Source organism: Micromonospora sp. WMMC241, assembly GCF_027460165.1.
In the GTDB taxonomy this organism is placed as follows: Bacteria; Actinomycetota; Actinomycetes; order Mycobacteriales; family Micromonosporaceae; genus Micromonospora; species Micromonospora humi.
Genome location: NZ_JAPZBF010000001.1, coordinates 3,280,445 through 3,299,071, shown reverse-complemented (window position 1 = coordinate 3,299,071; position 18,627 = coordinate 3,280,445). Strand labels below are relative to the sequence as shown.

The 18,627-nt window shown below is 73.2% G+C and carries 21 protein-coding genes; 8 read left to right on the top strand and 13 right to left on the bottom strand.

The features are described from left to right. Positions 1-68 precede the first annotated feature (68 nt). From O7598_RS15280 to O7598_RS15265, 4 genes are read left to right on the top strand one after another with little or no spacing between them, the layout of a single operon-like run. Positions 69-1,070, top strand: coding sequence for a Bug family tripartite tricarboxylate transporter substrate binding protein (locus O7598_RS15280; protein ID WP_269692018.1), 1,002 nt, complete (start codon positions 69-71; stop codon positions 1,068-1,070). Further along, entirely contained in the window at positions 1,067-1,714 is a 648-nt protein-coding gene (locus tag O7598_RS15275) for a tripartite tricarboxylate transporter TctB family protein (protein ID WP_269692017.1), read from the top strand. The genes O7598_RS15280 and O7598_RS15275 overlap by 4 nt, the downstream gene beginning before the upstream one ends. Beyond that, positions 1,715-3,217, top strand: coding sequence for a tripartite tricarboxylate transporter permease (locus O7598_RS15270; protein ID WP_269692016.1), 1,503 nt, complete (start codon positions 1,715-1,717; stop codon positions 3,215-3,217). Beyond that, on the top strand, positions 3,214-3,606 hold the full coding sequence (locus O7598_RS15265; protein ID WP_269692015.1) for a universal stress protein: 393 nt from the start codon (positions 3,214-3,216) through the stop codon (positions 3,604-3,606). The genes O7598_RS15270 and O7598_RS15265 overlap by 4 nt, the downstream gene beginning before the upstream one ends. A 113-nt stretch (positions 3,607-3,719) precedes the next feature. Here O7598_RS15265 and O7598_RS15260 read toward each other — a convergent pair whose 3' ends face one another. Further along, on the bottom strand, positions 3,720-4,826 hold the full coding sequence (locus O7598_RS15260; protein WP_269692014.1) for a cellulose binding domain-containing protein: 1,107 nt from the start codon (positions 4,824-4,826) through the stop codon (positions 3,720-3,722). Between the two features lie 313 nt (positions 4,827-5,139). Between O7598_RS15260 and O7598_RS15255 the strand changes: the two genes are divergently transcribed. Together O7598_RS15255 and O7598_RS15250 are read left to right on the top strand one after the other, a co-directional pair. After that, positions 5,140-5,565: an integrase gene (locus O7598_RS15255; RefSeq protein WP_269692013.1), complete on the top strand. Its 426-nt coding sequence runs from the start codon at positions 5,140-5,142 to the stop codon at positions 5,563-5,565. A 69-nt stretch (positions 5,566-5,634) separates the two neighbouring features. Then, positions 5,635-5,967, top strand: a complete 333-nt coding sequence (locus tag O7598_RS15250; RefSeq protein ID WP_269692012.1) for a YciI family protein — start codon at positions 5,635-5,637, stop codon at positions 5,965-5,967. On the opposite strand, the gene O7598_RS15245 is transcribed toward O7598_RS15250, so the two are convergent. Then, complete coding sequence (locus O7598_RS15245) at positions 5,964-6,323, bottom strand: hypothetical protein (protein ID WP_269692011.1); 360 nt, start codon at positions 6,321-6,323, stop codon at positions 5,964-5,966. The two genes, O7598_RS15250 and O7598_RS15245, sit on opposite strands and share 4 nt — an antisense overlap. Before the next feature lie 108 nt (positions 6,324-6,431). On the opposite strand from O7598_RS15245, the gene O7598_RS15240 reads away from it, so the two are divergent. Further along, on the top strand, positions 6,432-6,701 hold the full coding sequence (locus tag O7598_RS15240) for a GlsB/YeaQ/YmgE family stress response membrane protein (RefSeq protein WP_181568274.1): 270 nt from the start codon (positions 6,432-6,434) through the stop codon (positions 6,699-6,701). Positions 6,702-6,742: 41 nt separating this feature from the next. On the opposite strand, the gene O7598_RS15235 is transcribed toward O7598_RS15240, so the two are convergent. From O7598_RS15235 to O7598_RS15220, 4 genes are all read right to left on the bottom strand, one after another. After that, positions 6,743-7,315, bottom strand: coding sequence for a GNAT family N-acetyltransferase (locus tag O7598_RS15235; RefSeq protein WP_269692010.1), 573 nt, complete (start codon positions 7,313-7,315; stop codon positions 6,743-6,745). A gap of 62 nt (positions 7,316-7,377) precedes the next feature. Continuing rightward, a complete protein-coding gene (locus O7598_RS15230; RefSeq protein WP_269692009.1) occupies positions 7,378-8,649 on the bottom strand; it encodes a DUF6357 family protein in 1,272 nt (423 codons plus the stop codon). Further along, entirely contained in the window at positions 8,640-9,293 is a 654-nt protein-coding gene (locus O7598_RS15225; RefSeq protein WP_269692008.1) for a hypothetical protein, read from the bottom strand. The genes O7598_RS15230 and O7598_RS15225 overlap by 10 nt, the downstream gene beginning before the upstream one ends. Positions 9,294-9,394: 101 nt before the next feature. Further along, complete coding sequence (locus tag O7598_RS15220; protein WP_269692007.1) at positions 9,395-10,561, bottom strand: SGNH/GDSL hydrolase family protein; 1,167 nt, start codon at positions 10,559-10,561, stop codon at positions 9,395-9,397. An 87-nt stretch (positions 10,562-10,648) separates the two neighbouring features. On the opposite strand from O7598_RS15220, the gene O7598_RS15215 reads away from it, so the two are divergent. After that, entirely contained in the window at positions 10,649-11,455 is an 807-nt protein-coding gene (locus O7598_RS15215; RefSeq protein WP_269692006.1) for a hypothetical protein, read from the top strand. An 8-nt stretch (positions 11,456-11,463) separates the two neighbouring features. Here O7598_RS15215 and O7598_RS15210 read toward each other — a convergent pair whose 3' ends face one another. From O7598_RS15210 to O7598_RS15180, 7 genes are read right to left on the bottom strand one after another with little or no spacing between them, the layout of a single operon-like run. Next, positions 11,464-12,603 carry a glycerate kinase gene (locus O7598_RS15210; protein WP_269692005.1) on the bottom strand — a complete coding sequence of 380 codons (1,140 nt, stop codon included), beginning with the start codon at positions 12,601-12,603 and terminating at the stop codon, positions 11,464-11,466. Then, complete coding sequence (locus tag O7598_RS15205; protein ID WP_269692004.1) at positions 12,603-13,442, bottom strand: sugar phosphate isomerase/epimerase family protein; 840 nt, start codon at positions 13,440-13,442, stop codon at positions 12,603-12,605. Before O7598_RS15205 ends, O7598_RS15210 begins: the two co-directional genes overlap by 1 nt. Next, positions 13,439-14,602 (bottom strand): dihydrodipicolinate synthase family protein, encoded by a 1,164-nt coding sequence (locus tag O7598_RS15200; protein ID WP_269692003.1) that lies wholly within the window; start codon positions 14,600-14,602, stop codon positions 13,439-13,441. The genes O7598_RS15205 and O7598_RS15200 overlap by 4 nt, the downstream gene beginning before the upstream one ends. Next, entirely contained in the window at positions 14,599-15,750 is a 1,152-nt protein-coding gene (locus O7598_RS15195; RefSeq protein ID WP_269692002.1) for a Gfo/Idh/MocA family protein, read from the bottom strand. The genes O7598_RS15200 and O7598_RS15195 overlap by 4 nt, the downstream gene beginning before the upstream one ends. 20 nt (positions 15,751-15,770) lie before the next feature. Beyond that, complete coding sequence (locus O7598_RS15190; protein WP_269692001.1) at positions 15,771-16,592, bottom strand: ABC transporter ATP-binding protein; 822 nt, start codon at positions 16,590-16,592, stop codon at positions 15,771-15,773. Between the two features lie 5 nt (positions 16,593-16,597). Then, a complete protein-coding gene (locus tag O7598_RS15185) occupies positions 16,598-17,617 on the bottom strand; it encodes an ABC transporter substrate-binding protein (protein WP_269692000.1) in 1,020 nt (339 codons plus the stop codon). Positions 17,618-17,634: 17 nt separating this feature from the next. Next, a complete protein-coding gene (locus O7598_RS15180; protein WP_269691999.1) occupies positions 17,635-18,513 on the bottom strand; it encodes an ABC transporter permease in 879 nt (292 codons plus the stop codon). Positions 18,514-18,627 lie beyond the last annotated feature (114 nt).

Genomic DNA, 18,627 nt, shown 5'->3' with positions numbered 1-18,627 from the left:
CAGACGGGCGACCCGACCGGGAGCCATCATCTTGCCGCCGGACTCATTCGAAACGGAAGAGAAACATGATGGCAACCAGGAAAAGTGTGCTGGTCATGGGCGTCGCGATGGCGACGGCTCTCGCGCTGGGCGGGTGCGGCGCCACCGCCGGGCAGGACGAGCCAGGCGAGGACGGCAAGCCGGTCGCGGGCTTGCGGATCATGGTGCCGAACAGCCCGGGCGGCGGTTACGACACCACGGCCCGGACCGCGGCCAAGGTGATGGAGGACGCCAAGATCGCCACCGGCGTACAGGTGTTCAACCTGCCCGGCGCGGGCGGCACGGTCGGTCTCCAGCGGACCGTGAACGAGAAGGGCAACGGCAAGCTCGCCATGCAGATGGGGCTGGGCGTGGTCGGCGCCTCGTACACCTCGAAGTCGGCGGCGACGCTCACCCAGACCACCCCGCTGGCCAAGATGATCGAGGAGGCCGGCGCCGTGGTGGTGCCGAAGGACTCCCCGTACAAAACCATCAACGACCTGGTGGCGGCGTGGAAGGCCGACCCGAAGAAGATCGCGGTCGGCGGCGGTTCCTCGCCCGGCGGCCCGGACCACCTGCTGCCGATGCAGCTCGCCAAGACCGTCGGGATCGACCCGCGCCAGGTCAACTACGTCTCCTACGACGGCGGCGGCGAACTGCTGCCGGCCGTGCTCGGCGGCAAGGTCGCCTTCGGCGCGAGCGGCTTCGGCGAGTTCCTCGACCAGGTGGAGGCCGGTCAGCTCCGCGTCCTCGCGGTCACCAGCGAGGCACCGATCGACGCGCTGAAGGACGTCCCGACGCTGAAGTCCGCCGGGATCGACCTGGTGTTCACCAACTGGCGGGGGATCGTCGCCCCGCCCGGGATCAGCGACGCCGACAAGAAGGTCTGGATCGACGCGCTGACCAAGATGCACGAGTCCGCGGAGTGGAAGGCCGAGCTGGCCAAGCGCGGCTGGACCGACGCGTTCGTCACCGGCGACGAGTTCGGCGCGTTCCTCACCGCCCAGGACACGTCGGTGGCCGACCTGCTCAAGCAGCTCGGACTGGCATGACCGGCACGTCGACGCGACCGGACCGGGACGGCGACCCGCCGCCCCGGCCTCCGGGCGTACCCGAGATCCCGGCGCAACCCGGTCCGACGCCCGCCGGCGAACCGCGCGACGCCGTACCGCCGGGCGCCGGACCGTCCGACGGCGCAGCCGCCGGCGAAGCGCGCCCGGACCGCGCGCAGTACGCGGTGTGCGCGTTCCTCGCCGTGCTCGGCGCGCTCGTGCTGGTGGACGCCGGCCGGATCGGCCAGGCCCTCAACGCCGCCGACCCGATCGGACCGAAACCGGTGCCGATGCTGCTCGGCGCGCTGCTGCTGGTGGTCGCGGCGGTCTACGCGGTGGACGTGTACCGCGGCGGCACGGGCGAGCCGGAGGGTGGCGAGGACGTCGACCTGAGCAGCCCGATCGACTGGCGCACGGTGCTGCTGCTGATCGCGGCGTTCGTGGTGAACGCGGTGCTGATCGAGCCGCTGGGCTGGGTGATCAGCGGTGCGCTGCTGTTCTGGGGCTCCGCGTTCGCGCTCGGCAACCGGCACCACGTGCGCAACCTGGTGATCGCGGTCGCGCTGTCGCTGATCACCTTCTACGCCTTCGCCATCGGGCTCGGCGTCAACCTGCCCGCCGGTGTGCTGCAAGGGATCCTCTAGATGGACAGCCTCTCCGCCCTGCTCGACGGGTTCGGCCACGTGCTGACCCCGATGAACCTGCTGATCGCGTTGCTCGGCGTCACGATCGGCACCGCCGTCGGCGTGCTGCCCGGCATCGGCCCGGCGATGACCGTGGCGCTGCTGCTGCCGGTCACCTACGGCATGGAACCGGCCCAGGCGTTGATCCTGTTCGCCGGCATCTTCTACGGCGGCATGTACGGCGGCTCGACCACCTCGATCCTGCTGAACACCCCCGGCGAGTCGTCGTCGGTGGTCACCGCGATCGAGGGCAACAAGATGGCCAAGGCGGGCCGGGCCGCGCAGGCGCTGGCCACCGCCGCGATCGGCTCGTTCGTCGCCGGCACCATCGCGACGCTGCTGCTGGTGCTTGTCGCGCCGCCGGTGGTGTCGTTCGCGGTCAGCCTGGGCGCGCCCGACTACTTCGCGGTGATGCTGCTGGCGTTCGTGGCGGTCACCGCCGTGCTCGGCGCCTCCCGGATCCGCGGCTTCGCCTCGCTGCTGCTCGGCCTGGTGATCGGGGTGATCGGAATCGACCAGACCGGTCAGCAGCGGCTCACCCTCGGCCTGCCGCAACTCGCCGACGGCGTCGACGTGGTCGTGGTGGCGGTCGGCATCTTCGCCGTCGGCGAGGCGCTGTGGATCGCCGCGCACCTGCGGCGACGCGCCGGCGAGGTGATCCCGGTGGGCCAGCCGTGGATGGGCCGGCAGGACTGGCGGCGGTCCTGGAAACCGTGGCTGCGCGGCACCGCGCTCGGCTTCCCGTTCGGCGCGGTGCCGGCCGGCGGCGCCGAGATCCCCACCTTCCTGTCGTACGTCACGGAGAAGAAGCTCAGCCGGCATCCGGAGGAGTTCGGCCGGGGAGCGATCGAGGGCGTGGCCGGGCCCGAGGCGGCGAACAATGCCTCCGCCGCCGGCACGCTGGTGCCGATGCTCGCGCTGGGACTGCCCACCAACGCCACCGCCGCGGTGATGCTTGCCGGCTTCCAGCAGTACGGCATCCAGCCCGGGCCACTGCTGTTCACCCGCGAGTCCGCGCTGGTCTGGACGCTGATCGCCAGCCTCTTCGTGGGCAACCTGATGCTGCTCGTGCTCAACCTGCCGCTCGCGCCGGCCTGGGCGCGGCTGCTGCGGATTCCCCGCCCCTACCTGTACGCCGGCATCGTCTTCTTCGCCTCGATGGGCGCGTACGCGGTCAACGCCCAGCCGTTCGACCTGTTCCTGCTGCTCACCCTCGGCCTGCTCGGGTTCGGCATGCGACGCTTCGGGCTGCCGATCCTGCCGCTGGTGGTCGGCGTGATCCTCGGCCCGCGCGCCGAGTTGCAGGGCCGGCGGGCGTTGCAGCTCTCCGGCGGCGAACTGCACGGCCTCGTCGGCGGCTGGGTGTCCTGGCTGGTGTACGCGGTCATCCTGGTGGTGCTCCTCTGGCCGCTGCTGGCGCGTTTCGTGGTGCGACCGCTTCGGGAAAGGTCGGTGACGGCATGACGATCCTGGTGGGCTACGTTCCCTCGCCGCCGGGGGAGGCGGCGCTGCGGGCAGCGATCGAGCAGGCCCGCCTCCGCGACGAGGGGGTGCTGGTGCTGAACACGTCCCGCGGCGACGCCTACGTCGACCCGAGGCTGGCCGGCGAGCCGGACCTGGACCGGGTGGTGCGGGAACTGGTCGCGGCCGGGGTGCCGCACGAGGTCCGGCAGCTGGTCCGCGGCCGGGACGCGGCCGAGGAGATCGTCGAGCTCGCCACGACCACGGACGTGTCGATGGTGGTGATCGGCGTGCGGCACCGCACCCCGGTCGGCAAGCTGATCATGGGGTCGACCGCGCAGGAGATCCTGCTCCGGGCGCCCTGCCCGGTCCTCGCGGTGAAAGCCGACTGAGTCACCGACCCGGGCACGCCTGCCGCCACCCGGCGGCACCGCTCGCTCGGGTGGACGGCCGTGCGCCACGACGGTGGCGACCGGCCGTCCACCCGTACGGCGGGCGGGTGCGATCAGGAGATCGAGCAGGCAGCGCCGTTCAGGCTGAACGACGCCGGCTTGCCGGTGTTGCCGGTGTGGGTGGCCTGGAAGCCGATGTCGATCGAGCCGTTCGGGGCGATGGCGCCGTTGTAGGAGACGTTGCGCGCGGTCACCGCGCCGCTCGTCGGCGCGTACGTGGCGTTCCAGCCGCTGGTGATCGTCTGTCCGCCCGGCAGGGTGAAGGCCAGCGCCCAGCCGTTGACGGTCGAGCCGCCGGTGTTGGTGATCGTGACGGCGGTGGTGAGGCCGTTGTTCCAGGCGTTGACCGTGTAGGCGACCCGGCATCCGCCGGCCGGCGGCGGAGTGGTCGGCGGGGGAGTCGTGGGCGGAGGAGTCGTCGGCGGGGTGGTGGTGGGCGGCGCGCTGGTGGGCGGGGTGCCGTCGCTGATGCTGCCGGGCACCGACCGCAGCGCGGCGTACCAGGCCGCGGCCATCTTGTTGTAGCCGCCGGCGTTGGGGTGCACCCCGTCGGCCAGGTCGCTGAGGGTGAGGGCCGCGTACATGTCTACCAGGTGCACCCGCCGCCCGGCGTCGGCCCGGCTCTTCACGATGCCGGGGATCGCCGCGTTGTAGGCGCGGACCTGAGTGTCCGCGCCGGACTTGGGGACGATCGTCGCGACGAAGACCTCGGTCGTGGGCGCCGTCGTGGTGATGCGGTCGATCAGGGTGGCCAGCCGGGACGGAGCGCCGCTGGTGTCGCCGTACATGTCGTTGGTGCCGATGTGCAGCAGCACGGTTCGGGGGTTCGTCGCCCGCAGCCAGTTCACCACGTTGGCGTCGACCTGGGCGATGGTCCACCCGGAGTGGCCCTCGTGGTCGTGGTCGCCGAGGCTGCTCGGGCCGTTGAACTGCGAGCCGACGAAGTCGATCCGGTAGTTGTCCGCCGCCAGCCTCCGCCACAGCTCGATCCGGTAGCCGCCGGGGACGTTGAAACCGTCCGTGATGGAGTCGCCGAGCGGCATCACCCGTACGCCGCCGTTGGATTCGGCGCTCGCCGGGCCGGTGGCCATGGTCGCCGCGGCGACCATGACGGCCACGGCGGCGGCCGCCGCGCTGAACAGTCGAAGTCTTCGGGTCATCGGGTCCTCCGGATGGTGATCGGTGGTGGCGTGTCGCCGCGGCGGCGCGACGGCGTGGACCGGCCGGCGGCGACGTCGTGCGGAAAGGGCGGGCGCGATGGAGAACGGCCCGCCGGGGACCCGGACACCGACGGACGGCTCGTGCTGTTGCGGCGCGGGACGGCACCCGGCTTCCGGCGGGGCACCTGCCCTCCGCTCCCGCCGACCTCACGCTACTGCGCCTTCGAAAACGTTGTCAATAAACGATCTTCGATTGATGCCGCCGGCGGGAACCCGGTTGCGTGCGCCGCTGTCCCGACCCGAGGATCGGTCGATGCGAACCCGACTGCGGCGGCTGTGGATCGAGGGGCGGGCCGTCTCGTGGCGCGCGGAGATCCGGGACGTGATGGGCAGCACCGACTGTCACCGGTGCGTCCGGCTGCGGATCTGGGGCACCGGGAAGACCGGCCAGGCGCTCCAGGTGGACCTGCTGTCGACCACCTGGGGCACGCCGTGGACGCCCTGCACCGTCGACGGTGCCTACCCGACGCCGGCCGATGTGCGCGCCGTCGTCGGCTATGCCGTGCGGCACGGGTGGGAGCCCGATCGGCGCGGCGGCACGTTCGTGCTGTCCGAGCGGGAGCACGCGGCCGGGTTCCGGCTCCCCGGCTTCCTGTTGACCGACCGGCTGGGCGGCGCGGGCGGTGGCGATCCGACCGCGCGGGTCGTCGCGGCGCATTCCACCTCGCCCGGCGGCTGACGGGCGGCGCGCCGGGGGAGCGCGTGGTACGCAGGGCGGTGACCGCACGCGCGACGAGAGGACCGAGCCATGCCGACGTTCATCACCATCGGATACGGCGACCAGGCGGGCTACGACCGCACCGATCCCGCCGTACGCGACGCCGCCCACGCACACGACGAACGGCTGCGGGCGGCCGGGGTGCGGATGGGCGTCGCCGGCCCGCCGGCGCAGGTGCGCAACCACGACGGCGCGGGCACCCAGGTGCGCGACGGCGCGTTCCTCACCTCGGCGCTGCCGATCGGCGGGTTCGCCGTCATCGAGGCGGCGTCGATGGAGGAGGCGATCGAGATGGTGGCCGGCACGCCGTGCGCGGTGGCCCACGGTGTGGTCGAGGTGTGGCCGCTGCGGGACACGCCCTAGCCGAGCCGGCGCAGCGCCGCGTCCAGGGTGTCCTCCGGCGTGCTGTTGAAGGCGATCGCCGCGCCGGGAGCGTGCCGGTGCACCAGGTTGACCACCTGTTCGAAGAACTCCAGCAACGGCTCGTGCTTGCGGATGCCGCCGCCGACCACCACGCAGGCGTACTCCCGGCGGGTCAGCGCTGCCGTGATCTGCTCCTCGGCGGCCGCGTCGGTCGCCGTGAGGCACAGGTCGGCCTCGATCCCGTACTCGGCGAACCGGGCGTGTCCGCGGGCGATCGCGGACACGACCGGCTCCGGGTCCCAGCCCGGGATCCGGGCCGGGTCGAGCCCGACGACCAGCACGGGGCCGTGTGCCATGTGTCCTCCTCGGGGTGCCTGAGCCATCACACACCAGTCGGTTTCGTTTTTCGTTGCCTTGGGCAATCAGGTCGGCGACGACAACCACCCCGTGGAAGGGCGACCATCATGCACGTCGGCGGCATCATCTCCGGCATCATCATCGGTCTGATCATCGGCGCCCTGGGTCGCCTGGTCGTACCGGGCAAGCAGAACATCCCGATCTGGCTCACCCTGGTCATCGGCGTGGTGGCGGCCCTCCTGGGCACGGCCGTCGCCGGCGCGCTGGACGTGGCCGACACCAACGGCATCGACTGGATCGAGCTGCTGATCCAGGTCGTCTTCGCCGCCATCGGCGTGGCCATCGTCGCCGGCACGTACGGCCGCCGACGGATCTGACGCTGGGCGAGCCGCCGGCCGGACCAGGTCGTGACGACCCGTCACAGCGGTGACGGGTCGTCACGCAGCCGGCTGTAGAGCCACCCGTCGCGCCAGGCGCCGGCCCGGAACTCGCAGGCCCGCACGACCCCCTCCAGCTGGAAACCGGCCTTCTCCAGCGAGCGCTGCTCCGCGGTGTTCTCGGCATGGGTGCCGGCCTGGATGCGCTGCGCCGGGGTGTGGCTGAACAGGTAGTCGCAGAGCAGCGCCTGGGCCCGCCAGCCGATACCCCGGCCGCGCCACTCGGGCAGCAGCACGATCCCGATCTCCCAGTAGGGTGCCCGGCCGCCGTACTGGCCCTGCAGATAGCTGAGGTAGCCGGCCGGGCCGTCCTCCGCCGGGTCGACCTGCACGACCAGGCCGCCGGTGCGCTCGCCGAGATAACCGTCCTCGGCGAAACGGCGGGCCGGCGCGGCGGCGTCCCGGAAGCCGGCCCAGTCGAGCCCGATCAACCCCGGTTCGACAGCGAACCGGCGCAACATCGCCAGATCGCCCTCGGCCACCGGACGCAGCCGGACGGTCGAGCCGGGTGCCTCGTGCACGATGCCCGCCACCGGCGGGTGGGAGCTGTCCACCTTCCGTACCGTAGCGACGGGCCGCACCACCCGCTGTCCCGCGCGGCGGTTCCTGCCGGGACCTACCGCCCGTGGCGTCGACGACGCGCGCGTTCGAACTCGGCGACGTCCGACATCCAGGGACCGTGCCTGTCGAGTGCGGCGCAGCCGCCGCGGACGAAGGCACGCACCAGCTCGCGGTATCCGGCCATCCCGTCGACCAGGCGGTACTCGACCCGGTACTGCGGATCCGACCCGCCTTCCCCGGGGCGGACCGTGGTGATCCGGGCGACGGAGTCCGCGTAGAAGTGCAGCTGGATCCCCTCGCCCATCTCCTCGTCCTCGATGGTGAACACCTCGTTGTCCGCCGCGGAGCGGTCGGCGACGAACGCCCAGAACTCGGCGGAGGCGGTGCGCGGACCGTCCCGCGACCACGTCACCTCGCCGCCCTTGTCGTCGGTGAACGACAGGGCCGTCTTCCCCGCACTCCCACCGACGGCGGCGGCCTCGTCGTCGTCCTCCACCGGGGCGCTCCTGGAACGCTCCGCCACCTCCGAGCACATCAGAAAGCTCACCGTACGCACCGCGTCGCCGGCGAGATCGGGGTACGCGCGGCGCACGGCCGCGTCGACCGTCGCCGCCGTCCGATCCCAGTCGCCCTTGTCCGTGGCCCGGTTTCCCCGCCGCGGATCGAGGCCGATCCGCATCCCGGCGCACGCCTGCTCCGCGGTGGCGATCACCCGCATGACCTGCGGCAGCAGCGCGGGGTCGACGTCGTCGGGCAGTCGCCTCGGAATCGTCGCGCCGTGCAGGTACTGGCCCGTGTACCGCAGAATCTGCGCGTCGAGCGGCCCGAGGACCACTCCGCGGTCGGCGCGACGGCGGTTCGCGGCATGCTCCTGGGCACGCTTCTCGTCCGCCCCCTCCGTCGCCGCGCGCATCGCCTCGCAGACCCGACCGCGCTCGAGCAGGTCGACGTCGGCGCCGTGGGCGACGAGCCGACTCCGGTCCCATCGGATGCGCCGGAACAGCGCGTCGACCTCCGCGGGCGGGGAGAGCAGGACCGGGTCCAGGAGCGCGACGGCGGCGTTCTCGTCGAGCCGCCCCCGGCTTCCGGCGGCGTCGCACAGCGGCAGGACCGCGCTCCACAGCAGCAGGTGTCGGGTCAGGTCCTCCCGGATCACCGCGAGGTGGGCTTCGGAGATCGGGACCGTGAACACGCGAGGCTCGTGATTGGCGTCGGCCCCGGCGGCGAGCATCAGCTTCAGCTCACCGTCGGAGCGGACCACGTCCGGGATCCAGCCGTCGCCGACGCGCGTGAAGACGACGTCTCTCGCCGGTCTGCTCACGACCATCGCTCGCATTCGGCGTCGAGTCGCGGATCGCTGCGCACCCAGACCTCGCCCCCGGCGGCCCCGGCCGGAGGGTCGACGCGTTCCAGACCGAGGAATGCGATCAGCTGGAGCAGCTCGGCGCGTTCGGCCCGGTCGTGGTCGAGATCGTCCGAGTCGAAGAAGACGTAGTACCGGTCGCTCGGGTCGACGATGCCGGAGTCCGCCCAGATCCGGCCCACCTCGGCGATGGCCGCGGCTTCCGTGGTGAACATGGCGGCGCGGGTGGCGCCGCGGGCCTCCGGTGCCGCGTCGAGGTCGGAGAGGTCGGCGAGCCACTGGCCGAAGTAGTCGAGGCCGGCGTATCCGTTCTCGAAGAACAGCATCGCGGCCGGAAGGTAGCGGTTGCCCCGGTCGACCTTGAGGTGTTCCGACCGGGGTTGGTCCGCATCCCGGAATCGGGAGATCAGCCCTCGACGGGGCATGAGCACGAGACTCTGCCCCGCCGGTTCGTCCCTGATGGTGGAGGTGTCGGACTCTCGCCCCTGGAGGAACGCGGCGAACGCCTCGTAGGCCTCCTGCGGATCACGCACCGAGACCCGTTGATCGTCGCCGTCGCCGGCGGCGAAGACGAACTGCTTCGGTCCGGGACCATAGGGGCGAGCCATGTACGTCCTTCGTTCGGGTGGGACAGTCCGGCGAGTGTAGTGGATGAGGCGGACCGCCCCGCGGCGTCGACGGGTCGACGGAGCCGGGATCGCCCGCCCGCTCAGTCGGCGAACGGACCGCCCGGGCCGAACGCCAGCGCCGCGAACCGCTCGCCGATCCGGCGGTCCGCCACCGGGTCGGGGTGCAGCGCGTCGGGCAGCGGCAGCTCGGCGAAGTCCGCCTCGCCGTAGAGCGCCAGCCCGTCCAGGTAGTGCAGGTTCGGGTCCTCGGTGGCCCGCTCCGCGACGATGCGGGCCAGCTCGGCGCGGATGACCCGCAGCGTGAGCTTGCCGGCGGCCTGCTCGGCCGGGTCGCCGGTGGCGACGAACCGCAGCGTGCCGGTGCTGAGGTCGGCCGCGCCCGGCCCGGGCGTGTCCTCCTGGATCGGGCACAGGATCGACGACACGACCAGCAGCGGGGTGTCCGGGTGCCCGTCGCGCAGCGTGTCGAGGAAGCCGTGCACGGCCGGGGTGAACGCGCGCAGCCGCATCGCGTCGCTGTTCACCAGGTTGATGCCGATCTTGACACTGATCAGGTCGGCCGGGGCGTCGCGCATGGCCCGCGCGGTGAACGGGTCGAGCAGCGCGCTGCCGCTGAAGCCGAGGTTGACCAGATCCACGCCGGCGAGCCCGGCGGCGATCGCCGGCCAGGTGCCGGTGGGGCTCTCCGCGTCCGAGCCGTGGCTGATCGAGCTGCCGTGGTGCAGCCACACCCGCCGGCCGCGGTCGCCGACCGGCTCGACCGGCGCGTCGGTGCGCAGCGCCACCAGCTCGGTGATCTCCCGCTGCGGCAGCCAGATCTCCACCTCCTTTTCGGTGGCGGGCAGGTCGGCGAAGCGGACCGCGGCGACCGGGCCCGGCTCGGTGCTCACCGCACCGTTGCTCAGGTCGATGGCGAGCACCTTGCCGCCGCCGGCCGTGGCCTGGCCGGTCAGCCGCCCGTCGACAAGCAGGTCGTAGCGGCCGTCCGGGCGCGGCGGCGTGCCCCGGTAGACCATCTTGGTGGCGAGCACGTCCAGCTCGACGACGGTGGCGCGGGTGCGGAACACCAGCCGTACGCCCGACGGCATCGCCTCCGCCATCGCCACCTGCGGGTCGGAGTTCTGCGCCCGGGCCCGCGCGGGCAGCCGGTGCGGCAGCACCCCGTGCGCGGTACGTTCCAGGTCCAAGGCCCCGCGCAGCAGGTCGGGGGTGATGGGCGTGGTGATCCGGGGGTGGGCGGATGTCATGATCCGATCCTGGTCCACCGGCGGGTCGATCGGCTACGTGTTCTGTCCGACAGGCCGGACTCGCGTCCCGGGGGCGGGGAGGAAGCCGTGCGCGTCGAGATGCTGACCAGCCCGGGCCGGGACGGTCGGCCGAACGAGGATTTCGCCGGCGCGGTGCCCGGCGCCGCCGTGCTGCTGGACGGTGCCGGAATCCCGGGCACGGAGGCGGTCTGCCGCCACGGCGTGGCCTGGTACACGCACCGCCTCGGCGGGGCCCTGCTCGGCCGGCTGCTCCGCGACGGCGGGCGCGACCTCGCGACGATCCTCGCCGAGGGGATCGACGAGGTGACCGACGCGCATCGCGACACCTGCCACCCGGCCGACCCCGCCGGCCCGCAGGCCACCGTGGCGATGATCCGCGTCGATGGTGGGCGGCTGGACTACCTGCTGCTCGCCGACGCGTACCTTCTCCTCGATCGGGCCGGCGCCTCCCCACGGGTCGTCACGGACGTGCGGGAGGTCACCGCCCGGCGGGCCTGCGCGGCGCCGCTGGACGGGGTGCCGGCGGGCACTCCCGAGTACGACCGGGTGTACGCCCGCTGCGTCGAGGCGTTGCGGGCGCGTCGCAACCAGCCGGGCGGCTACTGGCTCGCCAAGGACGACCCGCACGCGGCGGCCGAGGCGGTGACCGGTGACCTTCCCGTCCGAGGGGTCCCCGACGTCGCGTTGCTCAGCAACGGCGCGGCCCGCCTGGTCGACCCGTACGGCCTCCTCGACTGGGCCGGTGTGCGGGACGTGCTGCGCTCCGAGGGGCCGGCTGGCGTCGTGCGTCGCGTCCGGCGGGCCGAGGAGTCCGGTGCGGGCGCAGCGCCGGACGATGCGACGGTCGTGCGCTGTACCGACCTGGCGGGCTGAGCGGGCGGTCACCTCGCCGTGGCGGCGCCGGCGAGCCGGTCGCCGGCCGCGCGCAACCACCGGCCCGGCTCGGCCAGCGCCGACTCCACCGACCCGGCCAGCTCCACCAGCGACACCGCCGCCGTCACCGCGTCCGGGGGCGTCGCGCCCAGCTGACCGGCGACGACCTGCACGGGTACGCCGGCGGCGGCTGCCGTGTCGAGCAGCGTGCCCACCACCTTGCCGCCCAGCGACGTCTCGTCGAACCGGCCCTCGCCGGTGAGCACCAGGTCGGCGTCGGCCAGCGCGTCGGCGAGGCCGGCCAGTTCGGCGACGGCCGCCGCGCCGGGCACGATCCGCGCGGCCCAGAGCGCGGCGAGACCGTATCCGGTGCCGCCGGCCGCGCCGGCGCCCGGCTGGTCGGGGTCGCCGCCGGCGTGCTCGGCGAGGCGGCGCAGCGCGGCGTCCAGCGCCGCCACGTCGTCGGGGCCGGCGCCCTTCTGCGGGCCGAAGACGGCGGCGGCGCCGGCCGGCCCGGTCAGCGGCGCGGTCACGTCGACCAGCAGCCGCACCCCGCCCGGCGGGGCGGGCCGCAGGCCGGTGCGGTCGAGGTCGGCCAGGTCGGCCAGCGCGGCGCCGCCGAGCGGCAGGTCCCGGCCCCGGCGGTCGCGCAGGCGCAGCCCGAGGGCGCGCAGCGCGCCGGTGCCGCCGTCGGTGCTCGCCGACCCGCCGAGACCGATCACGAGGTCGGTGGCCCCGGCGTCGAGCGCGGCGGCGGCGACCGCCCCCAGGCCGTAGGTGTGGGCGTGCCGGGGGTCAGGCGCGCGCAGCAGCGGCAGGCCGCTGGAGCGGGCCAGCTCCAGCACCGCGGTGCGCCGCCCGTCGGTGCCGGAGCCCGGGTCCGGCCCGACGGCCCGGTGCTCCGGCAGCAGCAGCCAGCCGGCGTCGACCGGGCGGCCGTCCGGCCCGGGCACGGTGGTGGTGTGCCACCCCGCGTCGGGCCGGGCGGCGGCGAAGGCGTCGAGCGTGCCCTCGCCGCCGTCGGCGAGCGGAAGCAGCCGTACGTCGTCGTCGGGCCGGCGGGCCCGCCAGCCGTCCGCGAGGGCGCGGGCCGCGTCGCGGGCGTCCAGTGAGCCCTTGAACGAGTCCGGCGCGACGACGACCCGCATCAGTCGGCCAGCACCAGCTCGACGTAGCGCTCGGCCATGGTGGCGAGCACCCGGTCCGGGTCGGTGGCCCACACCTCGGCGTTGAAGATCTCCACCTCGGTGTCCCCGGTGTATCCGGCCGCCTCCACGGCGCGGCGCAGCGGCGGGAAGTCGATGTGCCCGTCGCCCATCATCCCGCGGCCGAGCAGCACGTCGGCCGGGAGCGGGGTGAGGAAGTCGCAGACCTGGAAGCTGGCGATCCGCGCCCCGGCGCGGGCGATCTGCCGCCACACGTCCGGGTCCCACCAGACGTGGAACGTGTCCACCACGACGCCGACCTGCTGCACCGGGAACGCCTCGGCCAGGTCGAGGGCCTGCCCGAGCGTGGACAGCACCGCCCGGTCGGCGCAGTACATCGGGTGCAGCGGCTCCAGCGCCAGGCGCACGCCGCGCTCGCCCGCGTACGGGGCAAGTTCGGCGAGCGCGTCGGCGACGCGCTGCCGCGCGCCGGCCAGGTCGCGGGAGCCGGGCGGCAGTCCGCCGACGACGAGCACCAGGCAGTCGGTGCCCAGCCCGGCGGCCTCGTCGATCGCCCGCCGGTTGTCGGCCAGCGCCTCGGCCCGCGCGCGCTCGTCGGCGGCGGTGAGGAACCCGCCCCGGCACAGCGACGACACCCGCAGCCCGGCGTCGGCGACGAGTTTCGCCGCGGCCGGTACGCCGACCTCGGCGACCGGTTCGCGCCACAGCCCGATCGCGCCGATCCCGGCGCGTACGCAGCCGTCGACCGCTTCCCGGACCGTCCAGCGTTGCGTGGTGCGCTGGTTGAGCGACAGCTTCGCCAGCCGCGGGTCGGCGGTCATCCGGTCACCCCCGCCACGGTCAGGTAGCCGCGCATCCGGGCGGCGGCCAGGTCCGGGTCGAGCAGCAGCCCGGCGGCGTCGGCCAGCCGGAACACCTCGACCAGGTGCGGGACGCTGCGCCCGCCGTGCAGGCCGCCGACCATGGTGAAGCCGGGCTGCCGGCCGTTGAGCCAGGCCAGGAACGCGATACCGGTCTTGTAGTAGCGGGTGGGTGGGGCGAAGACGTGCCGGGACAGCGGCACGGTCGGGTCGAGGATCGCCCGGAAGCCGGCCGGGTCGCCGGCGTCGAGACGTCGCAGCGCCGCCGACGCGGCCGGTGCGATGGCCGCGAACGCGCCGAGCAGGGCGTGGCTGGACCGTTCGCCGTCGCCGGCGATCAGCTCGGGGTAGTGGTAGTCGTCGCCGGTGTAGACCTTCACGGTCGGCGGCAGCAGCTCGCGCAGCCGCACCTCCCGGCCGGCGTCCAGCAGCGACACCTTCACCCCGTCGATGACGTCGGCGTGCGCGTGCACCAGCGCGACGAACGTCTTGGTGGCGTCGTCCAGGTCGGTCGAGCCCCAGTAGCCGGCGAGGGCCGGGTCGAACATGTCGCCGAGCCAGTGCAGCACCACCGGCGCGCCGGCTTCCCGCAGCACCTGCTCATAGACGCGCAGGTAGTCGTCGGGGCCGGTGGCGAGCGCGGCGAGGTGCCGGCTGGCCATCACCACCGCGACCGCGCCGCACTCCTGCACGAACGCGACCTGCTCGGCGTACGCGGCGACGACGTCGTCGAGCGTGTCGGGCACGCCGGTGAGCTGGTCGGTGGCCGCCCCGGCGACGATGCGCCCACCGCAGGCGGCGGCCTCGGCGGCGCTGCGCCGGATCAGCTCCCGGGTGGCCGCCCAGTCCAGTCCCATGCCGCGCTGCGCGGTGTCCATCGCCTCGGCCACGCCGAGCCCCCAGGACCAGAGGTCGCGCCGCACCGCGAGCGTGGCGTCCCAGTCCAGCCCCGCCGGGGCGTCCGGCGCGTTGTCGGCGTACGGGTCGGCGACCACGTGCGCCGCCGCGTACGCGATCCGGCTGGTCGGCGGCGCGGCCGGCCGCTGCCAGCCGGCCGGCTCGCGCAGGGTCAGCGTCTCGACGCCGCCGCCGGGGGTGGGCACTGTGATCCGTGCGGTCACCTGTCGATCTCCTCGATCTCGACGCGGCGGCCCTCGCGGGCGGAGCGCAGCCCGGCCTCGGCGAGCTGCACGCCGCGCACGCCGGCCAGGAAGTCCCACGGGAACGGGTCGCCGTCGACGACGTGTCGCAGGAACGCCTCCCACTGCACCTTGAACCCGTTGTCGTAGTCGGCGTTGTCCGGCACCGTCTGCCACTGCGCCCGGAACGGCTCGGTGACCGGCAGGTCCGGGTTCCACACCGGCATCGGGGTGGCGCCCCGGTGCTGGATGCGGCAGTCGCGCAGCCCGGCGACCGCGCTGCCGTGGGTGCCGTCGACCTGGAACTCGACCAGCTCGTCGCGGTAGACCCGGACCGCCCAGGAGGAGTTGATCTGGGCGATGACGCCGCCGGCCAGTTCGAAGATGCCGTACGCGGCGTCGTCGGCCGTGGCCGGGTAGGTGGCGCCGTTCTCGTCGACGCGCTCGGGGATGTGCGTGGCGGTGACCGCGGTGACGGCGGTGACCTTGCCGAAGATCTGCTCCAGCACGTAGTGCCAGTGCGGGAACATGTCGACGGTGATGCCGCCGCCGTCCTCGGCGCGGTAGTTCCAGCTCGGCCGTTGCGCGTCCTGCCAGTCGCCCTCGAACACCCAGTAGCCGAACTCGCCGCGCACCGACAGGATCCGGCCGAAGAACCCGCCGTCGACCAGCCGCTTGAGCTTGCGCAGGCCGGGCAGGAACAGCTTGTCCTGCACCACGCCGTTCTTCACGCCCCGGGCGGCGGCGAGGCGGGCCAGCTCCAGCGACCCGGCCAGCCCTTCGGCGAGCGGCTTCTCGGTGTAGATGTGCCTGCCGGCCTCGATCGCCGCCCGGATCGCCTTCTCCCGCTGGGCGGTGACCTGCGCGTCGAAGTAGATCTGGTGGGCGTCGTCGGCGAGCGCCGCGTCCAGGTCGGTGGTGTAGGAGGTCAGCCCGTGCCGGGCGGCGATCTCGGCGAGTCTGGCCTCGTTGCGGCCCACCAGGGTCAGCTCCGGCCAGATGCGGCTGCCGTCGGCCGCGGGCAGTCCGCCCTGCTCGCGGATCGCGAGCAGGGACCGGACGAGATGTTGCCGGTAGCCCATCCGTCCGGTCACGCCGTTGAGGATGATCCCGATAGACGTGCGCTCCACGTGTGTGTCCTTCCCAGTGCTCAGTCGGCGGACGTCGTCGCGCCCAGCAGGTCGCGGATGCGGCCCGTGACGCGGGCGAAGACCGGGTCGGACATGGTCCGGCCGTAGTCGCGCTCCGCGGGCAGGTCGACGTCGATGACCTCGGCGACGGTGCCGGGTCGAGGGGTCATGACGATCACCCGGTCGGCGAGGTAGACGGCCTCGGCGATGGAGTGGGTGACGAGCAGGACGGTGGTGCCGGTCTCCCGCCAGATGCGCCGCAGCTCGACGTTCATCTGTTCCCGGGTGAGCGCGTCGAGCGCCCCGAACGGCTCGTCCATCAACAGCACCGGGGGCCGGTGCAGCAGCGCGCGGCACAGCGCCACGCGCTGCTGCATCCCACCGGACAGCTCGTTCGGGTACGCGTCCTCGAAGCCGGTCAGCCCGGTCATCGCGATCAGCTCGTCGACCCGGGCGCGGGCCTGCGCCTTGGGCAGGCGCCGCATCTCCGCCTGGAGCAGGATGTTGCGCCGGGCGCTGCGCCACTCCAGCAGCGCGGCGCGCTGGAAGACGTACCCGATGTCGCGGCGCGGCCCGCGGACGTCCTCGCCGTCCAGGCGGACCTGGCCGGACGACGGGCGCAGCAGCCCGGACACCAGCTTCAGCAGCGTCGACTTGCCGCAGCCGGAGGCGCCGACGATGGCCACGAACTCGCCGGGGGCGATGCGCAGCGTCACGTCGCGCAGCGCGGTGGTGTCCTTCTTCTTGGTGCGGAAGCGGACCGCCACCTGGTCGATCTCGACCGCGGCGCCGGTCGCCGTGGCGTCCGGGGCGGCGTCGGTGGTGGGGTTGCCGACCGTCATCGCGCTCATCCCTTCGGGGCGAAGCTCGCGTCCCAGTAGGACGCGGGCGGCTCCGCCTTGGTGATCACGCCGGAGTCGGCGAAGACGGTGATGGTCTTCTGCCAGTCGGCCTCGTCGTTGACGCCCGGCGCCATGGCCTTCGTGGCGTCGGTGTGCAGCAGTTGCAGGGTGGCGTTGAACTGGTCGGTGAGCACCTTCTCCGAGGGCAGTTGCTGGGAGGCGCCGGCCATCGCCGCGACCGCGGCGGCCGGGTCGGCCTGGGCGGCGGTCCACGCCTCGCTGCTGGCGGTGACCATCCGCTTCACCAGGTCCTGCTTGTTCTTGATGGTGTCGGTGGAGGCGATCAGGCCGTTGCTGTAGAAGTTGAGCCCGTGCTCGGCGAACTTCAGGTACGACACCTGCTTGCCGGCCTTCTCCTGCATGGTCGGGCCCTGGTCGCTGGCGAAGCCGAGCAGCGCGTCGGTCTTGCCCGACATGACCGCGGCCATCTTGCCGGCGGGGTCGGTGTTCTGCAGCGTCACGTCGCCGGCGGCGAGCCCGTTGGCCTTCAGGAACGCCGGGAAGGTCTTGCTCAGCGCGTCGCCGGCGGTGGAGGCGATGGTCTTGCCCTTGAGGTCGGCCGGGGCGTTGATGTTCTTGTCGCTGAAGAACTGCACCGACGACGGGGTGGTCTGCAGGAAGACGCCGACGCTCTTGACGTCCATGCCCTGGCCGACCGCGGAGAGCAGCGCCGGGGTGTCGGCCCAGCCGAAGTCGGTCTGCCCGGCGGCGGTGGCCTGGACGGTCTTCTGCGAGCCCTGCCCGGCGTTGATGGTCAGGTCGATGCCGTGCTTGGCGAAGATGTCCTTCTTCTGGCCCAGGTAGAACGGGGCGTGCTCGCCGTACGGGTACCAGTTGAGCGTCAGGGTGACCTTGTCCTTGCCGTCGGCGGACTTGGCCTGCTCGCCCCCGCCCGACGAGCCGCAGGCGGTGACGGAGATGAGGAACGCCGGCAGCAGCGCGGCGGTGAGGAAACGCTTCTTCATCTGCGGATGGCTCCGTTTCACATCGTTGTGGTGGTGGCGTCGGTGCGGCGGCTGGCGTGCCACGGCAGCAGGAGGTGTTCGAGCAGTTCGACGACGACGAACAGGACGACGCCGAGCAGCGACATGACGACCAGCCCGGCGAACAGCGTCGGGGTGTCGAGGTTGCCGTTGGCCTGCAGGATCACGTAGCCGAGGCCCTCGTTGGCGCCGACGAACTCGCCGACCACGGCGCCGGTGACGGCCATCGTGGCGGCGACCTTGAGGCCGGCGAACAGGTGCGGCAGGGCGGCCGGGAAGCGGATCTTGCGGAACGTCTGCGCCGGCCCGGCGCCCATGGTGGCGGACAGTTGCAGCATCTCCGGGTCGATCGACTTCAGGCCGGTGACGGTGGAGATGACGATCGGGAAGAACGCCATCAGGACCGCGACGACCACCTTCGGCGACAGCCCGAAGCCGAGCCACACGACGAACAGCGGCGCGATGGCGATCTTCGGGATGACCTGGGCGAACAGCAGCAGCGGGTAGAGGCTCTTCTCGACCGTGGGGGAGTAGACCATCACCACCGCCGACAGCACGCCGACGGCGATCGCGATGACGAAGCCGAGCACGGTCTCGTAGGTGGTGATCCAGGTGTGGTGGGCGAAGTAGCCCGGCTGGGCCCGCACCACGTCGAGCGTGGCGGACGGCGACGGGACCAGGTACGGCTTGACCAGCTCGGCGGCGGTGACCACCCACCAGAGCGCGAGGATGCCGGCGAGGACCGCGGCCGGCCGCCAGGTGCGAGAGGCGAACCGGAGCGCGGCGGCGCCGGGCCGGCCCGGTCGGCGGGCGGCCGGCGTGGGGCGGTCGGGCGGGCTGGTCCGTCCGGGCTGCTCGATGGTGCTCTGCGCGGCCATGACCCTCCGTTCTCCAAGGAGCCGACGATCCCCGGTGAGGTCGGGGATGCGGCCCTGAATGCGCTTTCAGTAAGCGCTTTCAGGATGCTACGGTAACCACGCAGAAACAGGCCG